Raw genomic sequence first — 25237 nt, 5'->3', positions numbered from 1 at the left:
CAGAACTAGCCCATTCTCATACCGGTGCGGACGACCGCTGAGCCTCCATCATCCTGAATTTGCTCATTGGCCGGCGCCAGGCTGGACTCAAACCTGAATTCCTCATTCAGCATTTGGGTGTCACCGCTTGCCTCGATTACACGTTCCAGTTCAAGCAGTTTCATCGCTTGCTCATTTGCCAGCTCAAGCGCTGCGATCCGATCTGCGAACGGATCACCACCAGTCTGATCTTCGAATTTTTGGCTGGAAAACCATCGATCCAGCTCGCGCTGAAGCTCCTTCAAAGCTTTGAATTCAGCTTCTTGTGGCCACTCGGCATCAAGCTTCGCGTCTTTGACCAACTCGTAGCTGGCGGTGGCCTTAGCCAATTCGTGCTCATGTTGGTTGATCCGATACTGCGTGTCATAGAACTCGCGAGCGAACCCCCCCATGACCTGCGCACTTTTCGAAAAGCCAAACTTCAATGGCAGAAGCTCACCGTTCAACACACCACGCATAAACGACTGCTTGGTAAATTGGTTCACTTCAAGCACCAATTTAATTTTACCGACTTGAATACCAAGCGGCTCGTACTGCTCGTTGAACTTCATCACCCGCAATTCCGCCATGGGTTGTCGAGCCAAAATGGCCTCACCTGCCTCCGTAGCACGCATAAAGGTCGCTGATTCATCAAGGCCCATTTTGCTCACGCCACCAATCACCTCAACGACCTTGCGCCCTGAAGCAGATGGCAAAGCAGAAGCAATTTTCTTCTCAATTTCAATCAGCTTGGCGCAGTTTGAAATTCTTTGGCTCAGCTTTTGAGCTTCGATAGCCTTACCATAGATGTCGCTTTGAAACGCTCGGCGTTTGCGCTCCATCTTGTTGACCTTATCATCGGTCTCAACCTTTTCCCGGATCTTCGGATTGCCCGTAGTAACGGCCATGACTTCCGCGTACCCAAGATCCGTTTCCTCGGAGACTTCGCGACCGACCTGGGTTGGGTCGCTCAACGCCTGCTCAGAGAATGTTGCTTTACGCTGGTTGCCCCCCCACATGAACAAGTCGAACGAATCCTTCGTGGTGTACCGATACTCGGTAACCTCGTCGAAGAGCTTATTGCCCTGGCGCTCAATACGGCCTCTGCGCTGCGCGATATCGGCCGGACGCCATGGGCAATCGACGTTATGCAGGGCACACAACCTGTCTTGCACGTTGGTGCCTACACCCATTTTCTCGGTCGATCCGATCAGCACCCGAACTTCACCGCTTCGCACTTTTGCAAAAAGCGCGTCTTTTTCTGCATCGTTTTTAGCTTCGTGAACGAAGGCAATGTCTTTGTTTGGCATGCCCAATTCGACCAATCGCTCACGCAGTTTTTGATAAGTCGAGAAGGTGCCGTCTTTTTTTGGCGTCCCCATATCCATGAACACCAGTTGCGTCGCCTTGATGTGATCGTGCTTCTCCCAGAGCAAGTGGATGTTTTCTGCGACGGCGTTAATTTTCATGCTCGCTTCAGGCGGGATCAGCGGGTTCACTAACTGCATGTCCAATGCAGCTTTACGACCGGCAGAAGAAATCGACAGCATGTTGTCTTCATGAGGTTTCACACGGCCCGAACGGATTTTGATCGCTCGACCTGCCAGATGCTTCATGAAGTCGACCTGCCAGTCAGACTGGGGTACAGCAACGATTTCGAGTTTGACACTCGGCACCGGCAAGTTCAGGTCACTTGCATTTTTGACGTCGCAAAAGGTTCTGAACAGCTTGATCATTTCAGGCAAGTTCACGAACCGAGCAAAGCGCTCGTTGACACGGAACCCGCCACCCTCCGGAAGAGGTTCGAGGGCTGTTACAACGTCGCCAAACCGTTTGGCCCACTCGTCAAAGTCATGAATCCCCTGATCTTTGAAAATTTCCGGGCGCTGAATCATGCCGTGGACGAACAGCTCACACATGGTATTTGCGATAGGCGTGCCCGTGAACGAGTTCATGCCGAAACTGCGACCATGCAGATCACGCATGAACGCGGTCAACATGTTGTAGTTTTCTGCCCGCTGCGAGCCGCCGCGCGTAACGCCCAAAACATCCATGTTCGAGTTGATCGCCCAGTTTTTGTAGAGGTGCGTTTCGTCGACATTGATCATGTCGATGCCGAGGGAGTCGATGGTGAGCACACCCATCTTGCGCTCCTGGTCCTCGAACATCTTTACAACATCAGCGAGACGCGACTGTTGCGATTTTAGCTGCGCTTCCAGCTGTCTCTGGACTCGTCCCTGTGCGTCCTCGATCTTCGCGGCGAGAGCCCTGATAGAAGCCTGGTAACCAGCCGTTTGAATGGCAAGAGGAGCCTGAATGCGGTTGAGCATTCCATGGGTCATTACGACCAGATCCCAGTCATTGTTTCGAACACGGGCAAGGAATCTCTGGCGGGCAGGCCCAGTCAGGTCATCGGCAGTCACTTGGAGGATTCGTGCAGATGGATACATCTGCTTTGCCTCGCGTGTGATTTGGCCAAGCATGTGGTTCGGCACAGCGATAGCCGGCTTGTTGCACATGCCGACCTGCTTGAGCTTCATGGCGATGGCGACCATCTCCCATGTTTTACCGGCACCGACGCAGTGTGCGGCCATGCAGTTGTAGCCCATCAGCGCCATTGCAACCTGGTCTTTCTGGTGCGGGCGCGGCGTCCAGGTCGACACCAAGCCTGGGAAGGTCAGTCGAGAGCCATCCACCTTCGGCAAAGCAATGGTGTTGCAGTTTGTGTTGTACATCTCGGTGTAGCGACGCATGCGATCAACGTCGCGGCTTACCCAGCCCCTGAACGCCTCCTCGATCTCTTCCTGCTTAACGCGGGACGCCATCGTGCGTTCATCATCAACGACCTTTCGACCATCGGCCAGCTCGTTGTAGTGAGTTGGCTTTTGGGCGTTGAGCTGCATTTCCAGCAGTCGCTCAAAGGAAAGGTCTTTGGTGCCGTTGATTGTCGCGCGTCGTGTGGCATGGGTGGATTTAAACGAGTTTGAGACTTCAACGGACCAGCTGCTGATTTCAGGGGTATAGGTGACGGTGAAGTCACGAGCCGTCAGCGTTATCCCAAACAGTTCACTGGTGAATGCCTCTATGTCTCTAGGAGGAATCCAACCAACACCCAAGCGTAGAGAAATGTCCTCGAACGGAACTATCGCCGGCTGAGCTTCCTTCAGTTTATCGACGTTCACCTGTAGCTCAGGCATCGTCGCCACCGCTTGCTCTGCCTCAGCCAGCTTCCGGACGACGTTACCGCTCAAGTACTGATGCTGAGCTTCATACTCATGCGTCACGGGATTGAGGAAAACGAGGTCGCCGATAAGTTTCTGCTGGATCGACTCCTCATCCATCCCGAGCACTTCGGCCATAAAAGGGAAATCGATTCGCCCCTTGATGTCCAGCGAGTGGTAGTACGCATCTTCGGGAGTAGTGATGTTCGCAATCAGCTCGGCGCCAATCACTCGCTTCTCAAAAGTGTCCGCAGTCGCGAGCACTTTTTCATGCTCATCATCCCAAATCTCAAGCGCACAAACTTCGGCCGAACCGGCATCATCACCAAAGATTCGGACGTTTTTGCTTTCGTTTACAGGGCCAAATTTCTTAGTGAACTCGCCGTAGGCTTGCTTTGCTCGCAGCTGAGCATCGGCCAGAACTTCATCACTGCCATTGAGCTGAGCCGCGATCAGTTCACGGCTGACATCTCGCAAGTTGATGTAGGCGTGCATGACTTCAATGCGGCGCTTGCCAGAGAACTTCGTTTCTGCAACGACGTGCTCAAATCCAATGCGAATGCCGTCATTATCGAATCGGTCAGCGATGTCGACAATTTCGATAATTCGGCCGGTTTCGTCGATGATGTTGTCGCCAACAAAATTCCCCAATTGCTGCTCGATGCGCTCAAACTGGCTCCAGTCCTCGCGCGCGAACTCTTTTTTCGCTTTCTTCTGATCCTGGCGCACCCAATCGGACTTCTGAGCAATGCCCTCAGGCACAAATTCCTCAACCCGCAGATCGACAAGGCGCTCCAGTGAGTCGAAGCGTTCCGGCACGGCCATTGCGGCTAACCGCTCGTTTACCAGCGCGGCCTTAGGCCCGAACGCGGTGCTCACCATCTGATAAGAGCCCAACAGATTGTCTGGGTTCTCCAGGTAGTAGCGGTTCAGATTGGATTCACCTTCCGGATCTTCAAAGAGCCGACCGGTTTCCGGATCAAGGGTCACGCGTACAGACTCGGTGTAGTCAAAGGACGGTTGCGTCCCTTCCGGCCGGCGCTGCAAAAACAGAATATCGGTGTCTACCGATGCTTTGAGGTGAGAGAAAGCCTCACGCGGTAGGCGCACCGCGCCGATAAGGTCTGCCCTGCTGAGCATTTCCTCACGGACTTTTGGATCAACTTTATCCAGCGAGCCGGCTGACGTAATGATCGACATCACTCCACCTGGCTTCAGTTGATCGAGGCTTCGCAGGATGAAGTAGTCGTGGATGTGGTGTGCATCTGGATAGTTCGAGTCATGAATCTTCGAAGAGCCAAATGGCACGTTGCCGATTACCGCATCGAAGTCGCGAGCCAAGACGGCCTGCTCATACTTGCTTTGCAGGATGGTTGCATCAGGCGCGACGGCGCGGGCCAGGCGAGTAGTAATCGGGTCACATTCAACGCCGATCAGCGTAGCGTGTGATTGTACCGTGTTAGGTGCGCCCGTAAAAAAGGCACCAGCACCGCAACCAGCATCAAGAAACTTGCCGCCGACGTTAACGCCGGCTCGGAGAACACCTTTCCAGATCGACGATACCAACTGTGGTGGGCTGTAGTAGGACTCCAACCGGTTTTCCAAATAGGTACGCTGGAATTCCCCAGAAGTCATGCCCAGCGACCGAGCGATCTTGCCCCCATTGAGGTTGTCACGCTCTTGCCGGTTGTCCACGCGAAGGGAGTCACCCTCCACGCCCCATCCGCGAAATGCCGCAAGCAGGCGCATGCCGAAATCACCAAATGGTTCACCACTCTCCTGCTTGGCAAGCGCATCAAAAATCGCTGTCGTTGTGGGCGTTCGCTCTTGGCCATCGAGCATGTGTTCCAGAGTGGCCCCTCTCCACGCGCGGTTGATCGCGTGCCCGACCGGAACCTCGTCCTCTTCCACGAATACAACCGGCTTTTGCTCCTCCCGCTCTGCACCGGCCGTGGCCGCAGTCATCACTGGTGCAACATCCGCAACGGCAACCGGTTGCGTCTCGGGCTCCACTACCGACGCCGGTGTGCTGGTTTCTGTAGCAGAAGCACCGGAGCTGGTAACCCCCTGAGCGGCACCCAACATGTTCGACTTGGCGATTTCAAGCAGCGCTTTCATCTCGGCGAACGGCATGTGCTGCAAATTTGCAATCTGCGGCGTGAGTTGATGAATCAACTCCGCTGGGGTGAACTCAGCGAGGTACTGATCGCGATATTTGTTTTCGACCAATGCCATCTGGACTTGCTGATCAGGTGTCGCGGAGACGATGACCGAAGCATTCAGTTTGATGTTTTCGGTGACGTACATTTGCGCCAGACTGTCACGCGGATCGATACCGGCGTAATGAACGCCATCCAGAAAGCGCCCATTGACGACGCTATGCCCGAAGAGAGGTCGAGCGGCGTTCATGACCACCCATCCGGCCGGAAACTCAGGAATGCCCTCAGGATCAGCCACAACGGCTTTCATGGCATCAAGAGCGCCATCCAGATTCGATACTGGCTCAGTAACCTCAGCCTGCGTCTCACCTGGTGCTGAAGGCTCCACTGCTTCCGCCACAGTGGCTTCACTTGCATCAGCGACTGCAACTTGCTCGATGGCCTCGGTCGGCTCGCTTTCGTCGGCAGTTTGTGTGGGGTTATTTGTCGAAGCGGAGGGAGCCGACACTTGGACGCCATTCGGGACCAAGTGAGGCCAGAACTGAGCGACGTAAGAGAGCAGTTGTGCCCCCTGCTCTTCCGGTGATGATTCAAGCCGGTCTTGCATCACGAACAGCTGTGAATCATCACCTTTGTGGCGGCCAGTGAGCTGGATGCTTTGACGGCCGATGCTTACAACGATCTGAGCGCCATCACTTTCAAAAAGATGGTCCAGCTCTTCGTCAAGATCATCAAGTCCCTGAGTACGCTGCGTGAAGCCGAATTCGAGGAGCTGACCCGCTAGATTGTTGTCACCCTGAATCCGGCGTTTTAGCGCCGAAGCGATCAGGGCATCATTCTGAGTGGCGTAGTCAAAAGCGCTACCGAGACTCGCATCTGCGCCGACGTAACGAATCGCGAAATCTTCAATGATGTTATCGCGCAGCCCTAAGCGGTGCAGTTCACGTCGCTGTTCGGCATTGAGTCGTTGTGCAGCAATCTCGCCACCGGACGCGCTGGCCAGCGCGTCGATAAATGCATCTTGAGTCAAACCAGCCAGACCCTGGCCCTGCTGATAGATGCGAAACGCTTCATCGTAGTCTCGACGGTTGAAGGCTTCACGGGTCAGCGATTGGGTGTCCGGGTCGATGTAAAATTTCTCAGCGGAATCGTCTGCAACTTCTACCGCTGCCCCTGCTGATGCAGTGTCAGCGATGGAAGCACTGATCGCGTCATCGCCAACCAAATTGCCCGCTGGACCTGTGCGGTATAGTTCGCCAACAGCCTGGTACTCAGCCTCGGAGTAATCTGGTTCAGGGGGTTCGAGTTCTTTATTTTTACGGCCTCTGGCGCGCGCGGTACTTACTGCTGGCTGCTCAGCGACTGCTCCTCGCTCAGCACTGTCAGGCTCATGCTCACGTCGTTCAGCAACGTCTCCCGGCTGAACGACTGCGCCGCTTTGTACCACGACGCTCTGTCCAAGTGCGTCGCTGTCGCCGGCAACGGGTTCTTCAGGCGAAATTGCTTCTCCAGCGACCGCGCTGCTTGGCTCAGAACTTCCTGTTGGTTGTCGAGATACTCCGTCAGCTTTCCCGCTTCGAACAGGGACAACATCATCTGAGGGTTCGCTGCGTACATCAGCTCGTGGACCGTCCTCGACCAAAACTCCATCGCTTCGAGTTCCGGCATCATTGACGCCTCGATTGGCATCAACATCTGCGCTTCGAGGGCTGCTTGTTCCCGCGACTGCTGCTGGTTCATTGGAAGCTCCTGGCTTACGTTTTTGTTCAAGGTCAAATTTTGCAGCTGGCGAGATTTGCTCAACTGTCCAGTCAACAATCACCGACCTTGGGAAGTCTTTACGCAGCATACCGAGGCTGAAGCCTACGATGCTACGAGTCCAATATTGCTTATTTGGAAAGCGCATATCACGGCTAAAACCCATTGCCATGAGTGATGCGCGATTAGCCTCACTTTTGAGGCCTTTTCCTGCAAACAGAAGCGTGTGTTGCTTCTTGCCACTGAGGTCGCGACTGAGTACCAGCGTCAAATCGTACTCAGAAAAATCTAACCACTTTGTTGTCTTGCTCATAGAGGTCATCCGACGAAAGACCGGTCAGGCGGAGATTCCGCCAAACCGGTTGGGATAGGAAGTGATTAGCCCATACGCGGTTGGGGTTTTGACCGCGATTCGGAGATGGCCTGAGCCTCTTCTAGCAATGCATTGATGTCTTCATTGCCCAGATCCTGGGTCAAGCCTTCAATAGCAGCCAGATCCTCAGCAAAACCGCTCATGTCGTAGTGATCATCATCAATTTCACTGTCGTAGGATGCGGAATCGGTGGCTTGGCGAATCTGCTCCACAACAGACTGCGAGACAGGAGCCGGTGTAGCGTTTGGACCATCAAAGTCGTCGACCGCTGCAAGCTCTCTGCGAGACAACGGACGCTGGTTTGCCGGAGCTTGCTGAGTGGTCGCAGACGATGCTTGCGGGGCTATGCCCGCCGCCAGATCCTGACGGTATTGCTGGCGTGCAACCTCCGCCGCAAACAGAGGGACGCCTGCCGTCAATTTCCCTGGCGCCGGCGCCGTATCAACGACCCCTACTCGGCCAGTTCTGGTGTTCTTGAGATGGATGAAGCTCTTCTTGTGCCCGTAAAAACTGTCGCGCCCTTCGACCATGACCTTGTAGGCGTCGGGAACACTGAAGTACTCGCGATTCGCCTTGCTGCTGAAAGTGATCATGTCACGACCAACAGCGAGCGAAATGCCTGGTAAAACTGCAACATCAATTCGATCAATCTGGCTGGCAGTCGCGCTGTCGCTCGACAAGCCCTTGATCGCCTTCAAAATGTTTTGGACACCTGGGTGACTCGCGACCTTCTCCGACAACTCATTGTCATTTGGAAAGCGATACCCTGCGGCCCTGTCATCCGGATTGTTACGAATACCACTGATGCCATAAACCTTGAACGACTCAGCGCCGTAGCGAACAACCACAAGAGGTGTCATGCCCGAAATTGGGCCTGTACCCCAGAGCGGTCTTCCAGCGATGTCGTGCGTAATGGCTGACTGTTCCTTCGCACTCCATGGCTTCAACTGGCTGACAATTTCTTTCACCAAATTCGCTTGAAGCTCAGTGCCATTTAAGATCGAAGCAGCGGCATCTGGATCATAGGCAAGAACCGCTGCGTCAAGCATGTTGTTAGTGGCCTTGCGCACTGGCAACGGCTGCATGACCGCATTCAGGCAAAAGCCTTTTTCGTAGGTATGGAAGTATTCGGCCGTGAAGATTTCGTTATCGCCCTTCTGGCTTACACCGGTTTTAACGGACTTATCCGCCCGAAGCACATCGCCTTGCTTCGGGGTTATTTGGCCATCATTGGATTTTTCAGCAATAACGTAGACTCGCTCATTCGTATCCGAGCGAATCCCGCGAACCCGAAAAATCTTTGGGTTCGTAGGGGAAAAGGCTGCGTCAGCCTCGGCAACGATAAGAATTGTTCGTGGTTTATTTGCTGCCTGCTGCTGCTTAACAGAGGCTGCAAAAAGCTCTTTTACATCCATTTGTGATGCTCCTAGCGCAAGCCTGGGAGGGCTCTCATGGGGAGTTTTTGGGTTTTTTCATTTTCGTCCACAACCACTTCTTCAGTGCTTGCGAATGCCTCATGGAGATGCCCCGTAGTCACCCCTATCGGCATATAGGTTTCGACGCTCGAATCATCCTCAGCGAACTCGCTCGCCTCGCCTTGGTTCGAGATAAGACTTTCCTCGATCCAAGCGCCGAAGCGATCTGCTGCTGCGTTCCGATACACCTCACCAAACTGCTTGTCTTCTTTCTTCGTGGACAGGGCAATGCTCATCCCATCCTTTCTGAAAGCAGACAAATCGACTCCCTTCTCCCTCAAGAAAGTCGAAGCCTTGCCCGCATCCAACGTGCGGTCAAACAGGTGATCAAGATCAACTTGGCCACCCATTTTTTGAATTTCTTCAAGTAATGCTTGAACCGAATAATCGCGAGTCTCTTTCAGCAGGTCATCCTCCTTGGCGCCAAGCGCCAAGGCTTCAGTAATTACTTTGCTGTCGTCCAATTTATTTGGTTGCACCTTGACCACCGAGAGAGGCAACGCCTTGCCCTCGTAGTCGACATCTTTTAAAAGTGATTCGATTTGCACCTGGGCTTTTTTGAAAACCGTCTCCAAGTGAGAGATGCCCGACTTGGCCATCAGATACTGTTGTTGGTATTTGGCTACCTCGAATTCAACTTTTTTATCGAGTTCGAGCTTTGATTTTTGGAAAGGGATAGGCACGACCCCTTTGAGTACGAAGTCATTCCACAGGTCTTTGCCGGCCGCGAGCAGTTCTGCCTGAAGTGAACTCTTTAGTTCAACCGGCAACGCGACGATGCGGCATCCTGGAATGTCCATATTGGCAATCGAAGCGGCAAGCTGTCCCAACCGCACAGCGTCTAAGCCGTCAATGGAACGAGTCAGGTGCTCGGTCATTTGTGGCGGGAGGTCGAGCTTGACCAACTCCAGACCATCAATTCGGATGCCCGCGATCCTGGCCATGGTCGCGTAGTGATGAAGCTGAACTTCGTAGTCAAAGTCGATTGAGTCAGAAAATACGTTTGGCACCTTGTAATCGACAAGGATCCGCTTCCCGTTCTTGATCACGATTTTGTCGGTGTTACCCACCAAGAACTCGTAACCAGCGGCCTTACGAGCAGCCCGAAATATGGCGGTGGCTTCATGGTCGACTACTGCGCCGTAACGCTTCAGATAGGCCGCGTCTGCGAGGTCTTCGAGCGCGTTGCCACGGCGCATATGGAAATTCTCATATTGGGGTAAGCGAATCATCAACTTGCCCTCAACAACCTCTTTCACGGACTGGAAGCCACTGTGGCGCTCACCACGGTAAAAGCTCACAACCGCACCCATCTCTGAGCCGCCAATCCCCATCAGCCGCTTGGCATGCCACTCAGCCCTGCTGGAGTGGTGCCGCGTGATTCCGTCTATCCAGCGCTCGGCATCTGCCTGCTGAATGACCGAAAGCTGAGGAAGGTTGCTAAGGATGTTTTGCATATAGTGATATTGCACCTTGCAAGCCGAGCTTAAAAAAAGGGCGCGCTGCGGCCACCCCCTACGCTTGGGATGGTAGGCGCTAGCGCCCCTTGGCGTCAATTTTGCGAGAGACGATTTTCGAAAAAACCTGACCTGGACCAGCGGCAATCGAACTATCGTGACGTGAAAAACCAATACGCAAAATTGAGTTACAAAAAAAAAAGTTAACTAGAATTTAATTATTCTTCTTGGCTACTATTTTAACGTCTTTCAATACATGAACAGGAGTTATACCCTCAATCGCACTAAGATCGAAAACGGTAGCCACTTGAAACTCACCCGCCTCCTTCGTGTCGACGGTATAAGAAATAACTTTTAAATTTTTAAATTTTTCCATCTGCATAACTTGGTCGAACAGATAAGCATATCTAGTTCCACCTTTCGGGAAATTCTCAATTCTCGGTAGCTTATTCTTAGTCCAAACTGACATAACCGCATCCATAACCTCCTTTTTGGCGCGCACTAAAGCGAAAAATCCAGTATTTTCAATTCCTTTGCTTGGATCATCGGAAGCGAAGCCCACCTTGTCACGAAGCCAAAGCCCGATATCGACGGGGATCTGCACAATGCAAGCAGCGAAACCCTCTTCACCTGCTTTTTTCAGCAAATATGCTTCGCCAGGATTACGATGTCCGTATAAAAATGTGATCCCATTCTTAGGGAATTGCACACTAGGGAATCGGCTTTCTACTCCTTCTAAGGTAACGGTCGGTCCTATCGGCCTACCGTCCTTACCTGCCTGAAACCACACGACGGTGGTCAGATTGATTTTAGACATACCTACTCCAGAGAACCAACAAAACCGGATTACAACCGGACAATGTACAGCTACACTATACTCGTTTTCTACAAAAGCAGGAATTGCACCGTGCCCATCCGCAAGCTCCCTTCCAAAGTCACTGCCGGCAATGAAACTCTAGCAACACCTACGCTTCTTAGAGGCAGTAACTTGGACCAATTTGCCAGCACCGAGAACCTGGGCCTTGTGGAGCTTAGCGCCGCAATCGGCATGAACACGTCAGCAATGTACCAGCTGAAAAACAAAGATTTGCCGCTCAAGACCCCCTTAGCCATCCTGCTCAGGCTCTACGCAGCATTTCCTAAGACAATTCCTCGTATGTGGACACCGACCTTTACCGAGTTCTACCTTCTGATTCGCAAAGCCGTGCCTGACTTTCAAGAGTACTCAGTCGGCCCATTACTTGGTATAGATAAGAATTCTATCTATCGAATTCGCCAAGAAGGGTTCGACGAATGCAAGGATGCTACAAAGATCCTAGTACTCCTAATTTATCGGCTTCTTTCAGAGGATCTGAAGAACTGGAGTGTGATCAAGGAGGTAGTCGAGTTAGAAGCTCGCGCTCGAAATTTGGATCCAGAGTTAATCTGGAAAAAGGGCAGCTGGAATACATCTGACAAAAAAACGACCGTCAAAAAACAGACTAAATCAGAACCATTGAAAGACACTGGAACAATACCTATCACATGGCAGTAAAAATTTGAGGTGCGCCGGTGCATAACTTCAACCATTCCCAGCAAGACGCTTTTGACGCGCTGACTTCTTTGGTCGGCTCGCTAAACCGCTTTCGCGCAGCAGCTCTAGTTCAGGGCGCAGTCAGCCAAGGAATGCTGTTTGATGATCTAGGCGCACCCATTGAAGGTGACTGTGCGGAGCTGCTGATTTCTGCAATCTGCAAATGGGACGTTGCCGAAGACTCAGAGTGCGGCAACGTTCTGCGTTACCCTGGACTGTTCGAAGTATCACCCGAACTGCTGCATGCCATCTACGACCTCAACACGTGCAAACAGACGCTTGAAGAAAAGGCATCGTCCTTAGAGGCGACTAACTCCCGTGACAGGCAGAACAAGTTACGAGAAATACTGCGGAAGCAGGGTCTGGCTAAGGCACACCCTCTCCAATGCTGGAGGACAATCCATGTCATTGAGCAAGAGAAGATCAAAACCGTAGGGTTCTCAACAATCAATAAATCGATTGGAACTGAGGTGCTGACCAAGGATGAAGCTCTTGCACGTCTTCGGCGTAGGAATGCGCAGGATGTGGTTGAGCAATTGGAAGCCGAAACGTGCTTGTCGGTGCGCTGGGTAACACCAGTATCACCATTCGTTCGTGCAAACGTTTCGTTCTGGCAAGATGAAGCGTTGACCAACACAACCTACCATGCAAGCCTGCCTCTGATCGTAAAGCAGGGAGCCTGGCCAAAAAAGGTGAAATTCAACCTGCCACGCGAAGTGCCCGCCACAAGAAAGGTCAGCCCTCATAGCACAACAATTAATTTGCCCTTCAGAGAGAACGCCTACCTGGCATTGAGCTAAGGTCCATCACCGCAAGGACATGGAAGTCCGTGGCTTAGCGCTCTCTTTCAAGTCGGCCATCGCACGCAACACCGCGCGCGGGCCAGACACCAAATCGCTCAACTCACTTACCCTGCAATCAACAACTGGACGACCCTTCGTGATGTAGGACCAGTCTGTGGACTCTCGCAACACCTCAACAGAACGATCAGTCCCATTGAGGCGGACAGCGGCTGCCAGTGCTGGGCCGCATTGCTCAAACGAGACAAAGGAGTCCATCAGCTCTGCTACGCCTGCTGTGCTCATGTTGTTCCTCTCATGCATATTCAACTTCGCCATTATCAAGTTCGACACCACGCACCGGGTTAGCGATTCCTATCTGGCGCTTTCCATCAATCACCTTTATGACATTACCACTCGCCAGCAGTTCCGCAAGGTGGTCAGGCAATCCAGCAAGCCTAAGCCACTCAATTGGCATTTTCGTGTCATCACCCTCCTCATACAGCTCCAGAATGAGGTCATTACGACGCACCCTGGTGATGAGGTCGACACGACCCACAACCAAATCGTCACCGATAAAGCCTGAATTGCCATCGAGGATGATTACGGGGTCACCGTCGCCAGGCCTTCCCACCAAAAATTCACACAAAATCAAAGCACAGCCTCCTGTCATTTTTAAGCCGCTACTTGATGCCTCCGAAGCAGCTCTGCCGCAATTTGTTCTATTGCTTCCTGTCGACTCAATGAGATGCCAACAGACGCTTCCATCTTTGCCTTGATCGCTACTTGTACATCAGGCACATATTTGGACAATGTTTTTCGCGCCCAAGCTGCCGAAGGCCCTCGCTGGTATAGGATACCACGAAGCGAGCGTTCATCTGCTTCGGTTGCATATGCCCATCTCTTGATACCGCCCATCTGAAAGTGCAATTTTAGTCGCTGAACACCTTCAGTGGTTTTGAATACCGCGAATACCTCTGCCCCTTTCGAAGATGTGGGTTTAGTGATTTCTAGAATCGCATCCCGCTCGTCGTCGGTTAAAGACAAAATATCCTGAATATCATTCGCAATTTCTTTTGATTGGCTAGCGCCAAAGACTAGATAGGTTGATGCCAAAGCAAGCATGCCTGGCGGCATATGCTTAGGCACCTGAGTACCAAGCATAATCCCCACCTGATACTTACGCCCCTCAAGGCCAATACTGTCGATAATCGCCAGTGCGCCATTCACCTGACCTACACGATGAATTTCATCACCCCAAAAAAGTTTATCGATTTGAGACTGCGACTCAAGGTACTCCAGATGATAATTGACTATTTCATCAGGAACATAAAGCTCTTTTCTGCCATCACGAATCTCTTTACCGGTATCGCGCAAATTCACAAACAAATCTTCAGTCTGAAGTCTCAAAGCAACACTGAAGAAGATTGAGCGCCGCCAATCATCAAACGCCGTATTACCGCGACCAAACACACTCGACATGTCAAAAACGCAAACCCGCGACTCAGAAATATCAACGTTCGTAATGCCTGACATGCAAGGAAACATGGCGTTAGCTGATGCAAGGCATTGTGATATCGCGCTGGTAAGAGGAGCGTTTCGGTACTGAGCTTTTTTAAATCGATCAGCGATTCGGTCAAGAACCAAAACAAGATCGGACAGTTTAGGAACGGCGTAACGTTGCGCGACTTTTGCTGCAAATATCTTTGAGTCATCTTTATTACGAACGCCGTACATCGCCAGTGCATCGACAATTTCGTAATAGTATTCACCCTGCTTGGGAACATACCCAATATCAGCAAGCGCTTTTACTACGATTGCCTCAGCACTATTTTCCTCATAGACATTTGGATTCGATTGCCGCTCATCGGGGTTTTTCTCGATATACGCCTCTTCTAGAACACTTTTAAGGATGTTCATGACGTTTACGGGGCCGGCTTCCTCAAACAGGCTTTCGCACATAATGCCAAGCCAGCTCATAAGGAACTGCATATGGTCCGCAAGCGGACCACGCAAACACAAGCGCAAATCAAGAACGTTTTTCACCATGGAGCCGTCATTGGTGAAGTCCTTAAATAATGCCTCGTGCTTGCGATCAGCCGGCAACGAATCGGAAATCAAATCCACTGCGCCAATAGAAGACGCACCGAAGTCAAGCCCTCGGATATATGGCATCTCGCGAGCAAGAGGGTGGTTAGCAAAATAAAAGATATGCTCAGAAATGCAGTTAGACTTACCGTAACCCTGGCCACCCAGAATGATGGTGAGCATAGCGTTTTGAAGTTTGCTCATCGGCTGATGCGGCATCAAAACACCATCGCCGGTTCGGAACCACATGCTCAGCGACGGATCCCACAAACTCGCGGGACGCATCAAAGGCAGTTGTGTGATGCAATCGAACTCGGTTTGAGGCGCCTTCGGACAGATCGGCGGAATAGCATACCCAGCCGTAGAAGACATAGCTGCCTCGATAGAGCACCCGTGCATTGTATCTACTTGCTGTCCACCCCAATGCTGTAGCAGCGTCTCTACGTCACGGGCACGGACCTGGAGTTCAGACACATCATAAAAAGGATTGCCTTGGGCATCGAAGGTGACCTTCTTTTTTGCCCAAGTAGTCGCGGCCAATCCGAAACCAAGTACTGCGCCACCACTTTCTTCATACATACTCAGCGCGGAATCGCTTTTTGAAATCTGCCGATTGCTTTTTGAAGCAAACGAAAATACAGATGCAAACAAACGATTCCAATAATTCGCTTGCGAGGAATTAGCCATTAAGCTGTATGCAAGCCGAACAGGGAGTTTACGTTTGTAGCACATAGAGATAAATGACTCTAAATGCACGGCGCTTGAGGCAATCTCTGACACATACATCGGGGCATAAACTCTTTCCCCGAGAACTGCATACTGGCCCAAATCAACAGCATCACACAGCATCTGATGGGAGAGTTTAGGAGGTAGTTTGAACGTCCAATCATTGGGTTTGCCTTCAGCGCTTTGCAGGTCTTTTACAGACTGCCTCACCCCGTCAGTCGCTCGAAACTTTACATCGCTAACCTTAATGCGCGGATTCCAGTCTGGGCTTGTTGATGCAGGGATCATTGAGATTCGCATTGCGCGCAAAGCTTCACGAGAGTCCAATCGCTTTAACGCGTACTTCCGTCTCTCGTCATTCATGAACATCATAACGTTGTTGACGTGTTGTTCATGCAGCGCTTCAAGAGCCCTGACGCCGGCTTTCAAATTCATTGCGTCACTGCCTTTGGCAGCGTTCATTATGTCTCTTTTGCGCTCAGCAATCGCCTTAACCTGGTCGGCCTTAGGCAACGAGTCGATGTGCGTTACGACAAGGAGCAACTGGTTTTCCTTTGCGCAGATGGCCCCATATAGATCCGCCTCTTCCATCAAGATGTCTTCTGATACCAGCCCGCGACGCTTGCCAGCTTCAACCATCACTTGTCGCTTCGCGCGCGCATCCTCAACCATCCCATCAGGGTCAAACTCGTAAAACCAAAATAAATCAAAGCCTGCTGCACTTTTTGAAGCGGCAGAATTTCGGATGAATTCAATCCACTGCCCACGCAACTCATCAAACTTATCGGGGAAGTATTGCCCCATGTAACCTTTAATATTGATAACGCTCATAAGCGAGCCGTTGTACAAAGCTAAAATATTATCATTGTGAGGGCATGCAATCGGGAAATATTGCGTATGATCTTTTTTTGACCATCCACGCAGACCGGCAATAATGTCCTCTACGTTTTCGAGGGCGCGATCAGCAAAATTCATTATCTCAATCCCATTGCATGTTTAAACACATTAGTAACCTGACTTAAAACAGGCTCATTAAATTCGAAATCTGCTTTGTTCGACGTGGAGGCTTTAATGTCTAAAGAATACCCCATCTCGGCAAGGAATCGAGATGGTTTATAAGTTTTATCATCTGGGGCGCCTGGGAACGCATATTTATTTGCGTGATAAAACTCGCACATTTTTTTCGCCCTGGTGATTCCCACATAACCAAGTCGGCGCTCTTCTTCGATATGGCAGTAGCCAGCATCCTCATCACTAACATCTGAGCGAGCATCCAGGGGCATTAAGCCTTCGCTAAGGCCAACTAACAAGACGTGCTCCCACTCTAGCCCCTTTGAACGATGGATTGTGCTGAGCGTGATTTGCCCAGACCCGCCCTGCGTTTGTCCGGAATCTCTGAGGGCGATTTCAACCGCGATGTCGCGCCAAGTTATTTTTTCACCGGCACTCACACGTTCGAGCAACTCGTCGTCGATATTTTGGCTGAGCAGGTCGAGTGTTTGTTCACGCCGTTCCCGCAACTGGTCGTCTTTTTCCCTTTCAAGCAGGGCCATCGGCCCATTAACCGCCCACAGAATGAAATCCTTGGCCGACGCGCACATGAGGGCTTCAGATTGCAGATCGCCCATAAATGATTTGAGAGCGCTCATGCGGCTCGACGGAACACCTGGGAGTTCAGTTGGCAACTGATAAAGGTCCGCACCAAGTGTATTTTCAAGCCAATCACAAACCGAGTCAGCACTTGATTCACCGAACCGGTCGATATAAGGGACTAGGGATTTAAAAGCGTGACTGTCAAGCGGATTGCGCGCAAGTCGAATTGCATTTGTGATTGCTACTACTTCAGCCCGATCAAATAAGCTCATGCCGCCGACAACGTGGTACGGAATACCTGCTTTGCGTAATGCAGGCTCTAACAAGATCGCCATCCGGTTAGTTCGATACAAGATCGCGATTTCTGTTGCCGGCACGCCTTCTTGCAAACGCCTTCTTACTCCGTCGGCAATTTCACGCGCCATTTCCCAGCTGTCATTAAACGAATACATGTCTGGATCTGTACCTAAATCGCCATCAGAAAATGGAGTTTTATCCAGCCTCCCTTCGTTGAATTGAATAAGTTCATTAGCGACATTTACGATTGACTTGGTGGATCGATAATTTTGTTCGAGCCTAAGATCGTGGGCGTTAAATTGGCGCTGAAACCTTCTCAGATTGCTTACATCCGCTCCGCGCCAACCGTAGATGGACTGGTCATCGTCACCAACCATAGTGACTGCGCAGTGATCCTTAGCGATTCTTGCCACAAGCTCATACTGAATTCTGTTCGTATCCTGCGCCTCATCGGTAATGATCGCCCCGAGCCCTTTTCGTATCTCAGTCGCAAATTGCGGATCGCGAGCCACCCTTAACAGAGGCAAAAATAATAAGTCGTCGAAGTCTAGCGAATTCGTTTTCTGCTTTGTTTCTTCGTACCCGACCAAAGTCGTCCAGGCCATGAGCGTTTCATCAGCACTGAGCTTGTGGGCGGCTTGCAGCGCGCTGCATAATTCAGCTCGATTCTTGTCATGATTTCTAACATCGAATCCCGCTTGCCGTTTAAGACTCCATGTAGATAACCAGTTCATCGGGTTTAAACGTTTTTTGTCCGCGCTATCCAAATTCTTTGCAAGCCCAGCATCGCGAGCCAAAGCACGCATGGATCGTTTGACGTCTGTATCATTCAAAAGCGTGAAATCAGACGTGAGTCCAAACCCTTGCGGATCGGTCTTTATTAGCTTCAGGCCAAAACTATGAAATGTATCAAAAAGTATGTTAGCAGGAAGAATACTATTGATTCGCTTCGCCCGCTGCTTCATTTCTGACGCAGCCTTATTGCTAAATGTCAGCATTTGGAGATGAGTATCGTCGCCAAGTAACTTTGCAAGGCGCAAAGCCCTCCTGGCGATTACCGTTGTTTTACCGGATCCCGCGCCAGCCATTACCAGAATGGAGTCTTCTAATGGGAACTCGACAATCTCATTTTGTTGAGTGTTTAGCCGCATGGCGCGCGCTCTCCAATTCTTTCAGGCACGCTTGATCAACTTGAATGCTTTTCACATGCTCGCCACTTGTGATCAGCAGCTGCTGAATGTGAAGCGGCATTGATTTATTCGTAGGGTACATAGAAAGATTTTTCAGTACCGCAGGATATAACAGCCCTAACTCAAGAGCGGCTTGCGGTATTAATGCTCTAACTGATTTAGGGCATACGACCCCAATTCGGCCGTTGCCGTATGTGGTAATTTCCATGCCTAAAGCCTGGAGCTTAGTAGCAGCCAGCAAACAACGCATCCTGTCCTCTGCCTGTAGCCAAGCAGTAGAAAGCGTCTTTGATAGATTAAAGTTACCTGAATTTTTCCGGAGCGTACCGACCCACAGATTTTCCGCAGCGAGTCCGTAGGCATAGGAAATTGCGGAGCGCTTGGTATCAAAAGTACGCAACCCTGAGTTTTGCCATCCATCCGCTATGGCTATCTGCTGAATCTCAACGTCGCCATAACTGGCGATGAACTCAAGTTCTGGCAGCGCGCACCACTCACGAAAATTTCGGGCATCGTAGTCACGACCATTGCCTGAGTTTTTTTTGATGTCCTGCGCACCAGCCCCATAGTTCATCAAGTTCCCGATGGACTCATGTAACCCATGGATTTTGACGCGAGCGAACAAAGGAAGATTGTTTTCATAGGCCCATTTCACTACTTCCATCGGGTTTTCACCCATTGCAGGTAACGAGTGACGCGGAACCAGTTTTATGTCGCCGCTCGGCAAAGGTATTTGCAGCATTTCTGATGCCCAGCTATTTCGCGGATACCAATAACTGAAGACATCGGCTTGCTCATAACGCCTGGTGCGTTCACACGCGGTAAACCGCTGAGCTGATTGCTCAGCCACTTGGAACACAGCCGTACCCCTTACAGGCTCTGGACTGCCATAGAGCTGGCCTACTGCCTGTGCCATTCCATATGCGGGCGATTGAGTGAGCCCCAGTTGGCATTTGAGCATCTCAGCTGCGCAACCCAGCATCTCGGCAAGGATGGCTGCCTGGTGATCCATGGTTTGAGCTTGCAGGCCTAACTCGTGAACGATCTGTGACAGCCTCGTTCTGAAGTATCCGTCACTGGCGATCCTCGGCGTCCTATGCAAGCCGGCCGCGTAGATGTCGTCCGAACTGACGTTAGTCACCCAAAGCGCATGGGATGGCAAATCGGCAGATGATGAGAACTCAAATGGGGTTCCGCCATATTCGCAAGCGATGTTCTCACCTCTTGAAAATGGAGAAGCCCCTTTAAATAGAGCAATACCGATTTTAGAAGCCACGTCTAAACTCCCATGTTCAGATTTATTTGGTCTTCAGTTGGTTTGTATGTCGAGTGAAACCAATAGTGGGACTGTACTTTCCAGAACGGCGCATTTGGCCAGAATCGAACGCCTTTCAGCACCTCTTCACGAAACTGATAATGCTCAGTTGGAAGCAACGATAAGGCCCGAGCAAAATCCGAGTCTTTATCGTTTTTATATAGGGGAATATTGTTAGCCAAAAATGGCTTTCGGATCCGAAATGATAAATCTGTTTCTTTTAACGTTTTTGCAAACTCATGTCCTACATCAAGATCGTTGACTCCGACCACGGTATAGGTTGCAACCAAGCTTATTTTTTTTTGCTCAAGCTCCGGCAACCAAATCAAGTTTCCCGCTACGGGTAATATTTGCCCATGCTCTGCTTTATGCTCAGCTACTGACCAGTTAATTGCCAAAGCTGACGCGCAAAATGGGCACAAACAAATTGCAGAGCTTGTTTTTAATGCCGCAAGACCGGAATGATTGACATCAACTGGAACCATGAATCCATGAGGCACCTTACTACTGGTACGGCTGATGAACCCACAATACTTACAGGTGAACCTGGCAGAAGTTAATACCTCCATGCCAACCTCTCTCATGTCCTCGCGGCTATACCAAACACCACGAATAACCTTGCCTGCAAGATCCGGATTATCAACCGTACCAATCATTACTTAAACCTCAATAATCAATGCCTAGTTCTGACATTTGTTTCTCTGCATCGCCCTGCTGATTCGTAGCACTACCTGCCATACTGAGGACAATTACTGGCACCACAACTGCCAGCGCCCCACCAATTACGGCAAACAGTTGCCATGTTAATGGCTGCTGCTGCTTCTTGGTTGAAATGGAAGAGATAATCCCCCAGCTCGCAAAAAAGATCCCAACGGCCGCAACCAACAACAGAAAAACCGGCATGATAATTTTTGCTTCGTCTTTCAACCCCGTGAAGAAGTTGGAAATAGCAAATCCACCAGCGGCTGATGCTGTCCCTGAGTACGCCAAAAGGCCGATTGCAGCCATGGCAAATAAAGCTTTCAAACCTTTCGATCCATAACCCATTTTAGTTCACCCCTGCATTTATGTAAAAAAGCCAAAACCTGTTGAAGCTTCTACTGCGGCCGCAATATGCAAAACGCATATTAAGGCTGTTCCTGCTACTATTCGGGCCATGCTTGACCCCACTACATCGCTACGCGCTTCGATTGATACAGTACCGAGTTTCGACAGCATCATGTAGCCACGGCCAACTGCAATGTAACCTGTAATAATCATAATACCCAATGCAGCCATAATCGCGGCATCATAGGTACTACCACCCGAAGCATAATCGGAAATACCCATAGGGTCCGAGTTAGCCCAGAGCGTTGCAGACCACGCTTTAGACCATACCATCAGGTTGACTAAGCTTGATCCACCAAACAACTTCCAAAAAATATGGGCCCCTGGTGTAACCAATCCCGTATCTCGCCTGCCAAGTTTAACGATATCCAAAACACCAGTGGCAGCAATCACGACGCCAATGGCTGCAAACAAAAATATTATTGAGTCGAGAATCGCAGGGTATTCTCGGCTCAAGTTTATAAGCATGGTTACAAAATCCATGCGCCTCTCCGTTAGCGAACAATCAAGCCGCTAGTAGTGCAAACAGTCCGCGAGTTTGGATCGAAACTTTTCACAGTGCCGAAGCCGGGAACTTCCATATCTGCTCTGACCATAATCCCTTCGCCATCTGTGCGGCGGATGTACGCGGCAGACGTCGAAACACCTTTGACATTCCAGTTCTGCGAAATCGTCTTGGCACCACACTCAGGGACTTTGTTAACAGTCTGCTGACTTTGATTCGGTGATACCGCACTCGCAACAGCTGTAGGTTTCGCAGTGACAATCTGCGGAGTTGCGATAACTGATGGCGCTCTTGGATGGCTCTCTTTTGCAAGATTTCGCTCGGGCTGTTTCGTCGGAATCTTCGGCCCACCTACAAGCACCATTTTACCGCTGCCACCAGTGGCCGATGAGCCTTGTTTTTTCACAGCGGCAAGTGCCGCAGCCACCGCAACGTCGGTGATTGCTTTGAAACGCTCTTCATTTTTCACATTAATTGCAGTAAGCGATTCTGAAATTGCAGAGATTTGCGCACCATATTTGGCAGACTGTTTAGAGTCAGTAGCGACCTGAGTCTTCAGTGCGGCAACTTCGCTATTTACCTGGTTCAATGCGTCCAACAAACGCGCCATTTGAGCTGAATTAATTTTCATCTCTTGCGTCATTGCTTCGAGTTGCGCATTGCTACCTTGATCAGATGTCACGGCTTGCTTGTGCTCAGGTTGCTTTACTTCTAGTGCAACTGCTGCGACCACTTTTTCTCCGGGTTGTTGGCCAGCTGCGTTTGCCAAGTTGTCATAGAATTCGTCTTCATCCTCTTGGTTCATCCGGACTGGTGCCACGGAGAGAGAGTCGGCCGTCACATTCGCGGTCACCGGAGGAACATCATCAAATCGTTTCTGACGACTCGGATCAGCTTTTTCACTGCCTCCCAACTGAGGCACTGATGTGACAGATTTTGGATTTGTGCGCTGCACTTCAAAATCGAATGTCTGTTTTTTTGTCGGTGACGTATGCGGGTGCATTACACCCCAGGCCAAATAAATCAGGAGGCCGAATACGATTGCCCCACCCGTGCCTATGATGGCTCCCCATTTAAGCTTTTCGCCTTTGGTGAGACCTGGATGCTTAGCCTGAACAGGTGGAACTTCAGGCGTAGGAAGCTCTGGCGGCATCTTCTGCCCCAACGGCTCACGGACATCCGCACGTAGTTCGTCATCACGCAAGGTAGGTTCGATGACATTTCGCGGCGCAGTGGTATCAGCGCCAGGTGTTTCATCGGCGGCGACCGGATTAGATTTCAAGTCTGCCTCGTTAAAGCCGTAAAGATCTTCGTTTGGTTGAGCGTTCATTGAAATCCTACCTATTTATCGCCACAAACATCGTCCATGAAGACGACGCCGACCGTATCATTAACTTTCAGCGTGACCGTCAAAGGTCGATCTATTCGACCTTTAAATACATCACCGATAGATTCACCAAGATCCCCGACCGCCATTTTGATTTCGCGCGAAGTATCTTTAGTTGTGTTTTGAACTACGTTGTCGCCAACAAAAACCGTGTCAGTATTCGTGTTCGATTGAGCGGCCTTGCCAAGCGCTGAAAGCGTTGCGCCTACACCCCACCATCCATAGCGATAGAGAGTGTGGTAATCAACATCACCGCTCACCGCGTTAAGCGCAGTTTCGGTGTCTAATCCAATAGCTTCAATGCGTCGTGGATCATCGTTACCAAACAAGGTGTCGAAGGTCATCCGAACCCATTCTTCTTTGCGCTCTGCTTTTCCTCTTAAACGGTGCTTGCGAAGTGGGCCGTTTAGCATTTCAACAATTACAGGGCCGCCCACATCGCTGTTGTACGCCATAGTTGCCCTTGCCATATATTGTCGACCAGCGCGGACCACAGGATGCTCGCATTTGTTTGCAAGCTCACCGTCCATGTTCACGCTGCCTTCACTGTCTGATACTTTAGTTGCAGATTTACGTGACGGATCGGAAGCTTCTTGGCTTGCCTTCGCCGTAGCGTATGTCCATGAACCAGAGTCCATAACTGGATCTTCAATTTCGTTGTCTATAAGTCTTTTTACTAAATCCTGTGTTTCTTTAGAATAAACAACTGTCACATTCTTTTTAGGCACGACAGACTGCTCACTGCTCGGTCCCGCCTCATTTTTCTGATTTCCGGCTGACGAAAGTCGATCAGGCTTGTCAAACTTTCTTTGAGGCACATAGGGATTGCCATCATCCTCTTCTGTCAACATTACTGGATGCGCAGTTGGATCAGTCTCTTGAGCTTTTTTCAATCCCTCATCGTTATATCGTGCGGCTTCTTCTTTCTGCAAAGTACTTGGCTTTGCGCTCCTACCGGACCTAAGACTGCCACCATCAGTTACGCCGCCACCAACCGCCTTGGCATCATCTGACGTTGTACTGATGTAGGCGTACACGGCGGCGCTGCACACGATTAAACCAGCGCCTATCGCTATGATTACGCGAAATCTGTTTTTTGGATTGAACAGAGCTTTTACAGCTCCGGCGCCGTGTGAACCTGGAATTTCTACAGTGCCTCTGCTCGCGATTCGATCACCGCTCGCGCCACCAATATTTTCCAAATCCAAATCGTTTATCTTATCGCTCATTAGTGGCCGCTTCCCGACATCGATTCTGCAAAAGCGCTTGCTTGCGCGCTGCGCTTAATAAGCAGGGTCACAGTTTTCCCTTCGTTATTTGAAGCCATAATCGTCGGGCTCGCTGGTAATTTGTACGCTCTATAACGGCCGTTCGCGTGAGTTACCTTGGTGACCTTTGGAGAAAACACTGACAATGGCGTTTGCAGGAAAACGGCGTTGTCTTTCAACCATGCTTTTCCTTCGCCGCCCTCGACAACCATTTGTTGACTACCTTGTGGACCTATACCGTACAGTGCGTTATTAAGATCTGCGTCTGTCTGAGTTCCGACGATTACTTCGTCCCCGCGATTGATAGTCTTCAAATCAGTTTGCGGGCCGACTTCTGAAATCTTTACCGTTGCTTCTTTGTGATACACACCAGACTTCGTTGAAACAGACAATGAAATGGGCGTCGACCGGTTTACAAGGTAAACAGTAATATTTCCCGTGGCACCGTGTTTTAAAGCTGAGATATTTAGCGAACCGGCCTGGGGGTCTTGTGGGTCAATCCCTGCGGATTCTCCATCCTTCTGCGTAGGGGCTTGCGGTTCGGCAACTCTCACAACCTCTACACGCTTCTTCAAGAAGTTTATTTGACGACGAATTGGCCAAGGCTTGCCGTATGCATCTACAAAGTTGACGGATGTGCTTAGATAGCGGGCGATCAGAATTTCTGGAGTTTTGCTTTCCGGATCACTGCCAACATTGAACGTTTCTTCGATGTCTATTAAAGGCTCTGCAAGTTTGTCATATGTATCGACAACAGGAAGGCGGTGGGCCGCTGCGTTTTCGGTAATATCTTTTCTTATTTCTAAGATAGCTTCAGGGCTTGCCAATAGGATTCCTTTAGCAGCCTCCTGCGGATCTGAAACTGTAACGACTTCTTCTTGCTCGGCCGCAAAACTCAGCGTACTTGCAATAAGACATGCTGCACCAATGAGAGTAGTAATTTTCATA

General features: G+C 50.6%; 16 protein-coding genes. 2 read left to right on the top strand and 14 right to left on the bottom strand.

Annotated features, from left to right (window positions below):
* Window positions 1-5: 5 nt before the first annotated feature.
* The 4 genes from K0F88_RS20525 to K0F88_RS20510 all read right to left on the bottom strand — a co-directional run bounded on the left by K0F88_RS20525 (window position 6) and on the right by K0F88_RS20510 (window position 11278).
* Entirely contained in the window at window positions 6-7469 is a 7464-nt protein-coding gene (locus tag K0F88_RS20525) for a helicase-related protein (RefSeq protein WP_219096329.1), read from the bottom strand.
* A 65-nt stretch (window positions 7470-7534) separates the two neighbouring features.
* Window positions 7535-8944 carry a hypothetical protein gene (locus K0F88_RS20520; protein ID WP_219096328.1) on the bottom strand — a complete coding sequence of 470 codons (1410 nt, stop codon included), beginning with the start codon at window positions 8942-8944 and terminating at the stop codon, window positions 7535-7537.
* An 11-nt stretch (window positions 8945-8955) separates the two neighbouring features.
* The gene (locus K0F88_RS20515; protein WP_219096327.1) at window positions 8956-10461 is read right to left on the bottom strand and encodes a YqaJ viral recombinase family protein; all 1506 of its coding nucleotides are present in this window, start codon (window positions 10459-10461) and stop codon (window positions 8956-8958) included.
* 214 nt (window positions 10462-10675) lie between these two features.
* Window positions 10676-11278, bottom strand: a complete 603-nt coding sequence (locus tag K0F88_RS20510; protein ID WP_219096326.1) for a hypothetical protein — start codon at window positions 11276-11278, stop codon at window positions 10676-10678.
* A gap of 90 nt (window positions 11279-11368) precedes the next feature.
* Here K0F88_RS20510 and K0F88_RS20505 point away from each other — a divergent pair, with 90 nt between their 5' ends.
* Together K0F88_RS20505 and K0F88_RS20500 are read left to right on the top strand one after the other, a co-directional pair.
* Window positions 11369-11995, top strand: coding sequence for a hypothetical protein (locus K0F88_RS20505; protein WP_219096325.1), 627 nt, complete (start codon window positions 11369-11371; stop codon window positions 11993-11995).
* Between the two features lie 17 nt (window positions 11996-12012).
* Window positions 12013-12834: a hypothetical protein gene (locus K0F88_RS20500; RefSeq protein WP_219096324.1), complete on the top strand. Its 822-nt coding sequence runs from the start codon at window positions 12013-12015 to the stop codon at window positions 12832-12834.
* 295 nt (window positions 12835-13129) lie between these two features.
* Here K0F88_RS20500 and K0F88_RS20495 read toward each other — a convergent pair whose 3' ends face one another.
* The 10 genes from K0F88_RS20495 to K0F88_RS20450 are packed head-to-tail and all read right to left on the bottom strand — an operon-like array spanning window position 13130 to window position 25236.
* The gene (locus tag K0F88_RS20495) at window positions 13130-13468 is read right to left on the bottom strand and encodes a hypothetical protein (protein WP_219096323.1); all 339 of its coding nucleotides are present in this window, start codon (window positions 13466-13468) and stop codon (window positions 13130-13132) included.
* A gap of 20 nt (window positions 13469-13488) precedes the next feature.
* A complete protein-coding gene (locus K0F88_RS20490) occupies window positions 13489-16602 on the bottom strand; it encodes a hypothetical protein (RefSeq protein ID WP_219096322.1) in 3114 nt (1037 codons plus the stop codon).
* Complete coding sequence (locus K0F88_RS20485) at window positions 16602-18668, bottom strand: ATP-dependent helicase (protein WP_219096321.1); 2067 nt, start codon at window positions 18666-18668, stop codon at window positions 16602-16604. Before K0F88_RS20485 ends, K0F88_RS20490 begins: the two co-directional genes overlap by 1 nt.
* Window positions 18643-19983 carry a hypothetical protein gene (locus K0F88_RS20480; protein ID WP_219096320.1) on the bottom strand — a complete coding sequence of 447 codons (1341 nt, stop codon included), beginning with the start codon at window positions 19981-19983 and terminating at the stop codon, window positions 18643-18645. Before K0F88_RS20480 ends, K0F88_RS20485 begins: the two co-directional genes overlap by 26 nt.
* A 2-nt stretch (window positions 19984-19985) precedes the next feature.
* Complete coding sequence (locus K0F88_RS20475; RefSeq protein WP_219096319.1) at window positions 19986-20678, bottom strand: hypothetical protein; 693 nt, start codon at window positions 20676-20678, stop codon at window positions 19986-19988.
* A gap of 10 nt (window positions 20679-20688) precedes the next feature.
* Window positions 20689-21048: a hypothetical protein gene (locus K0F88_RS20470; protein WP_219096318.1), complete on the bottom strand. Its 360-nt coding sequence runs from the start codon at window positions 21046-21048 to the stop codon at window positions 20689-20691.
* 39 nt (window positions 21049-21087) lie between these two features.
* Complete coding sequence (locus tag K0F88_RS20465) at window positions 21088-21612, bottom strand: hypothetical protein (RefSeq protein ID WP_219096317.1); 525 nt, start codon at window positions 21610-21612, stop codon at window positions 21088-21090.
* 11 nt (window positions 21613-21623) lie between these two features.
* Complete coding sequence (locus K0F88_RS20460) at window positions 21624-22964, bottom strand: hypothetical protein (protein ID WP_219096316.1); 1341 nt, start codon at window positions 22962-22964, stop codon at window positions 21624-21626.
* An 11-nt stretch (window positions 22965-22975) separates the two neighbouring features.
* Window positions 22976-24250, bottom strand: a complete 1275-nt coding sequence (locus tag K0F88_RS20455) for a DotG/IcmE/VirB10 family protein (protein ID WP_219096315.1) — start codon at window positions 24248-24250, stop codon at window positions 22976-22978.
* Window positions 24250-25236 carry a DotH/IcmK family type IV secretion protein gene (locus tag K0F88_RS20450; protein ID WP_219096314.1) on the bottom strand — a complete coding sequence of 329 codons (987 nt, stop codon included), beginning with the start codon at window positions 25234-25236 and terminating at the stop codon, window positions 24250-24252. The genes K0F88_RS20455 and K0F88_RS20450 overlap by 1 nt, the downstream gene beginning before the upstream one ends.
* Window position 25237: the final 1 nt, after the last annotated feature.

The sequence above is a fragment of the Pseudomonas sp. UMAB-40 genome (genome assembly GCF_900095275.1).
Classification (GTDB): domain Bacteria; phylum Pseudomonadota; class Gammaproteobacteria; order Pseudomonadales; family Pseudomonadaceae; genus Aquipseudomonas; species Aquipseudomonas mandelii_B.
Note: the sequence above shows the minus strand (reverse complement) of the source record. Positions and strands in the feature narration are given on the sequence as shown.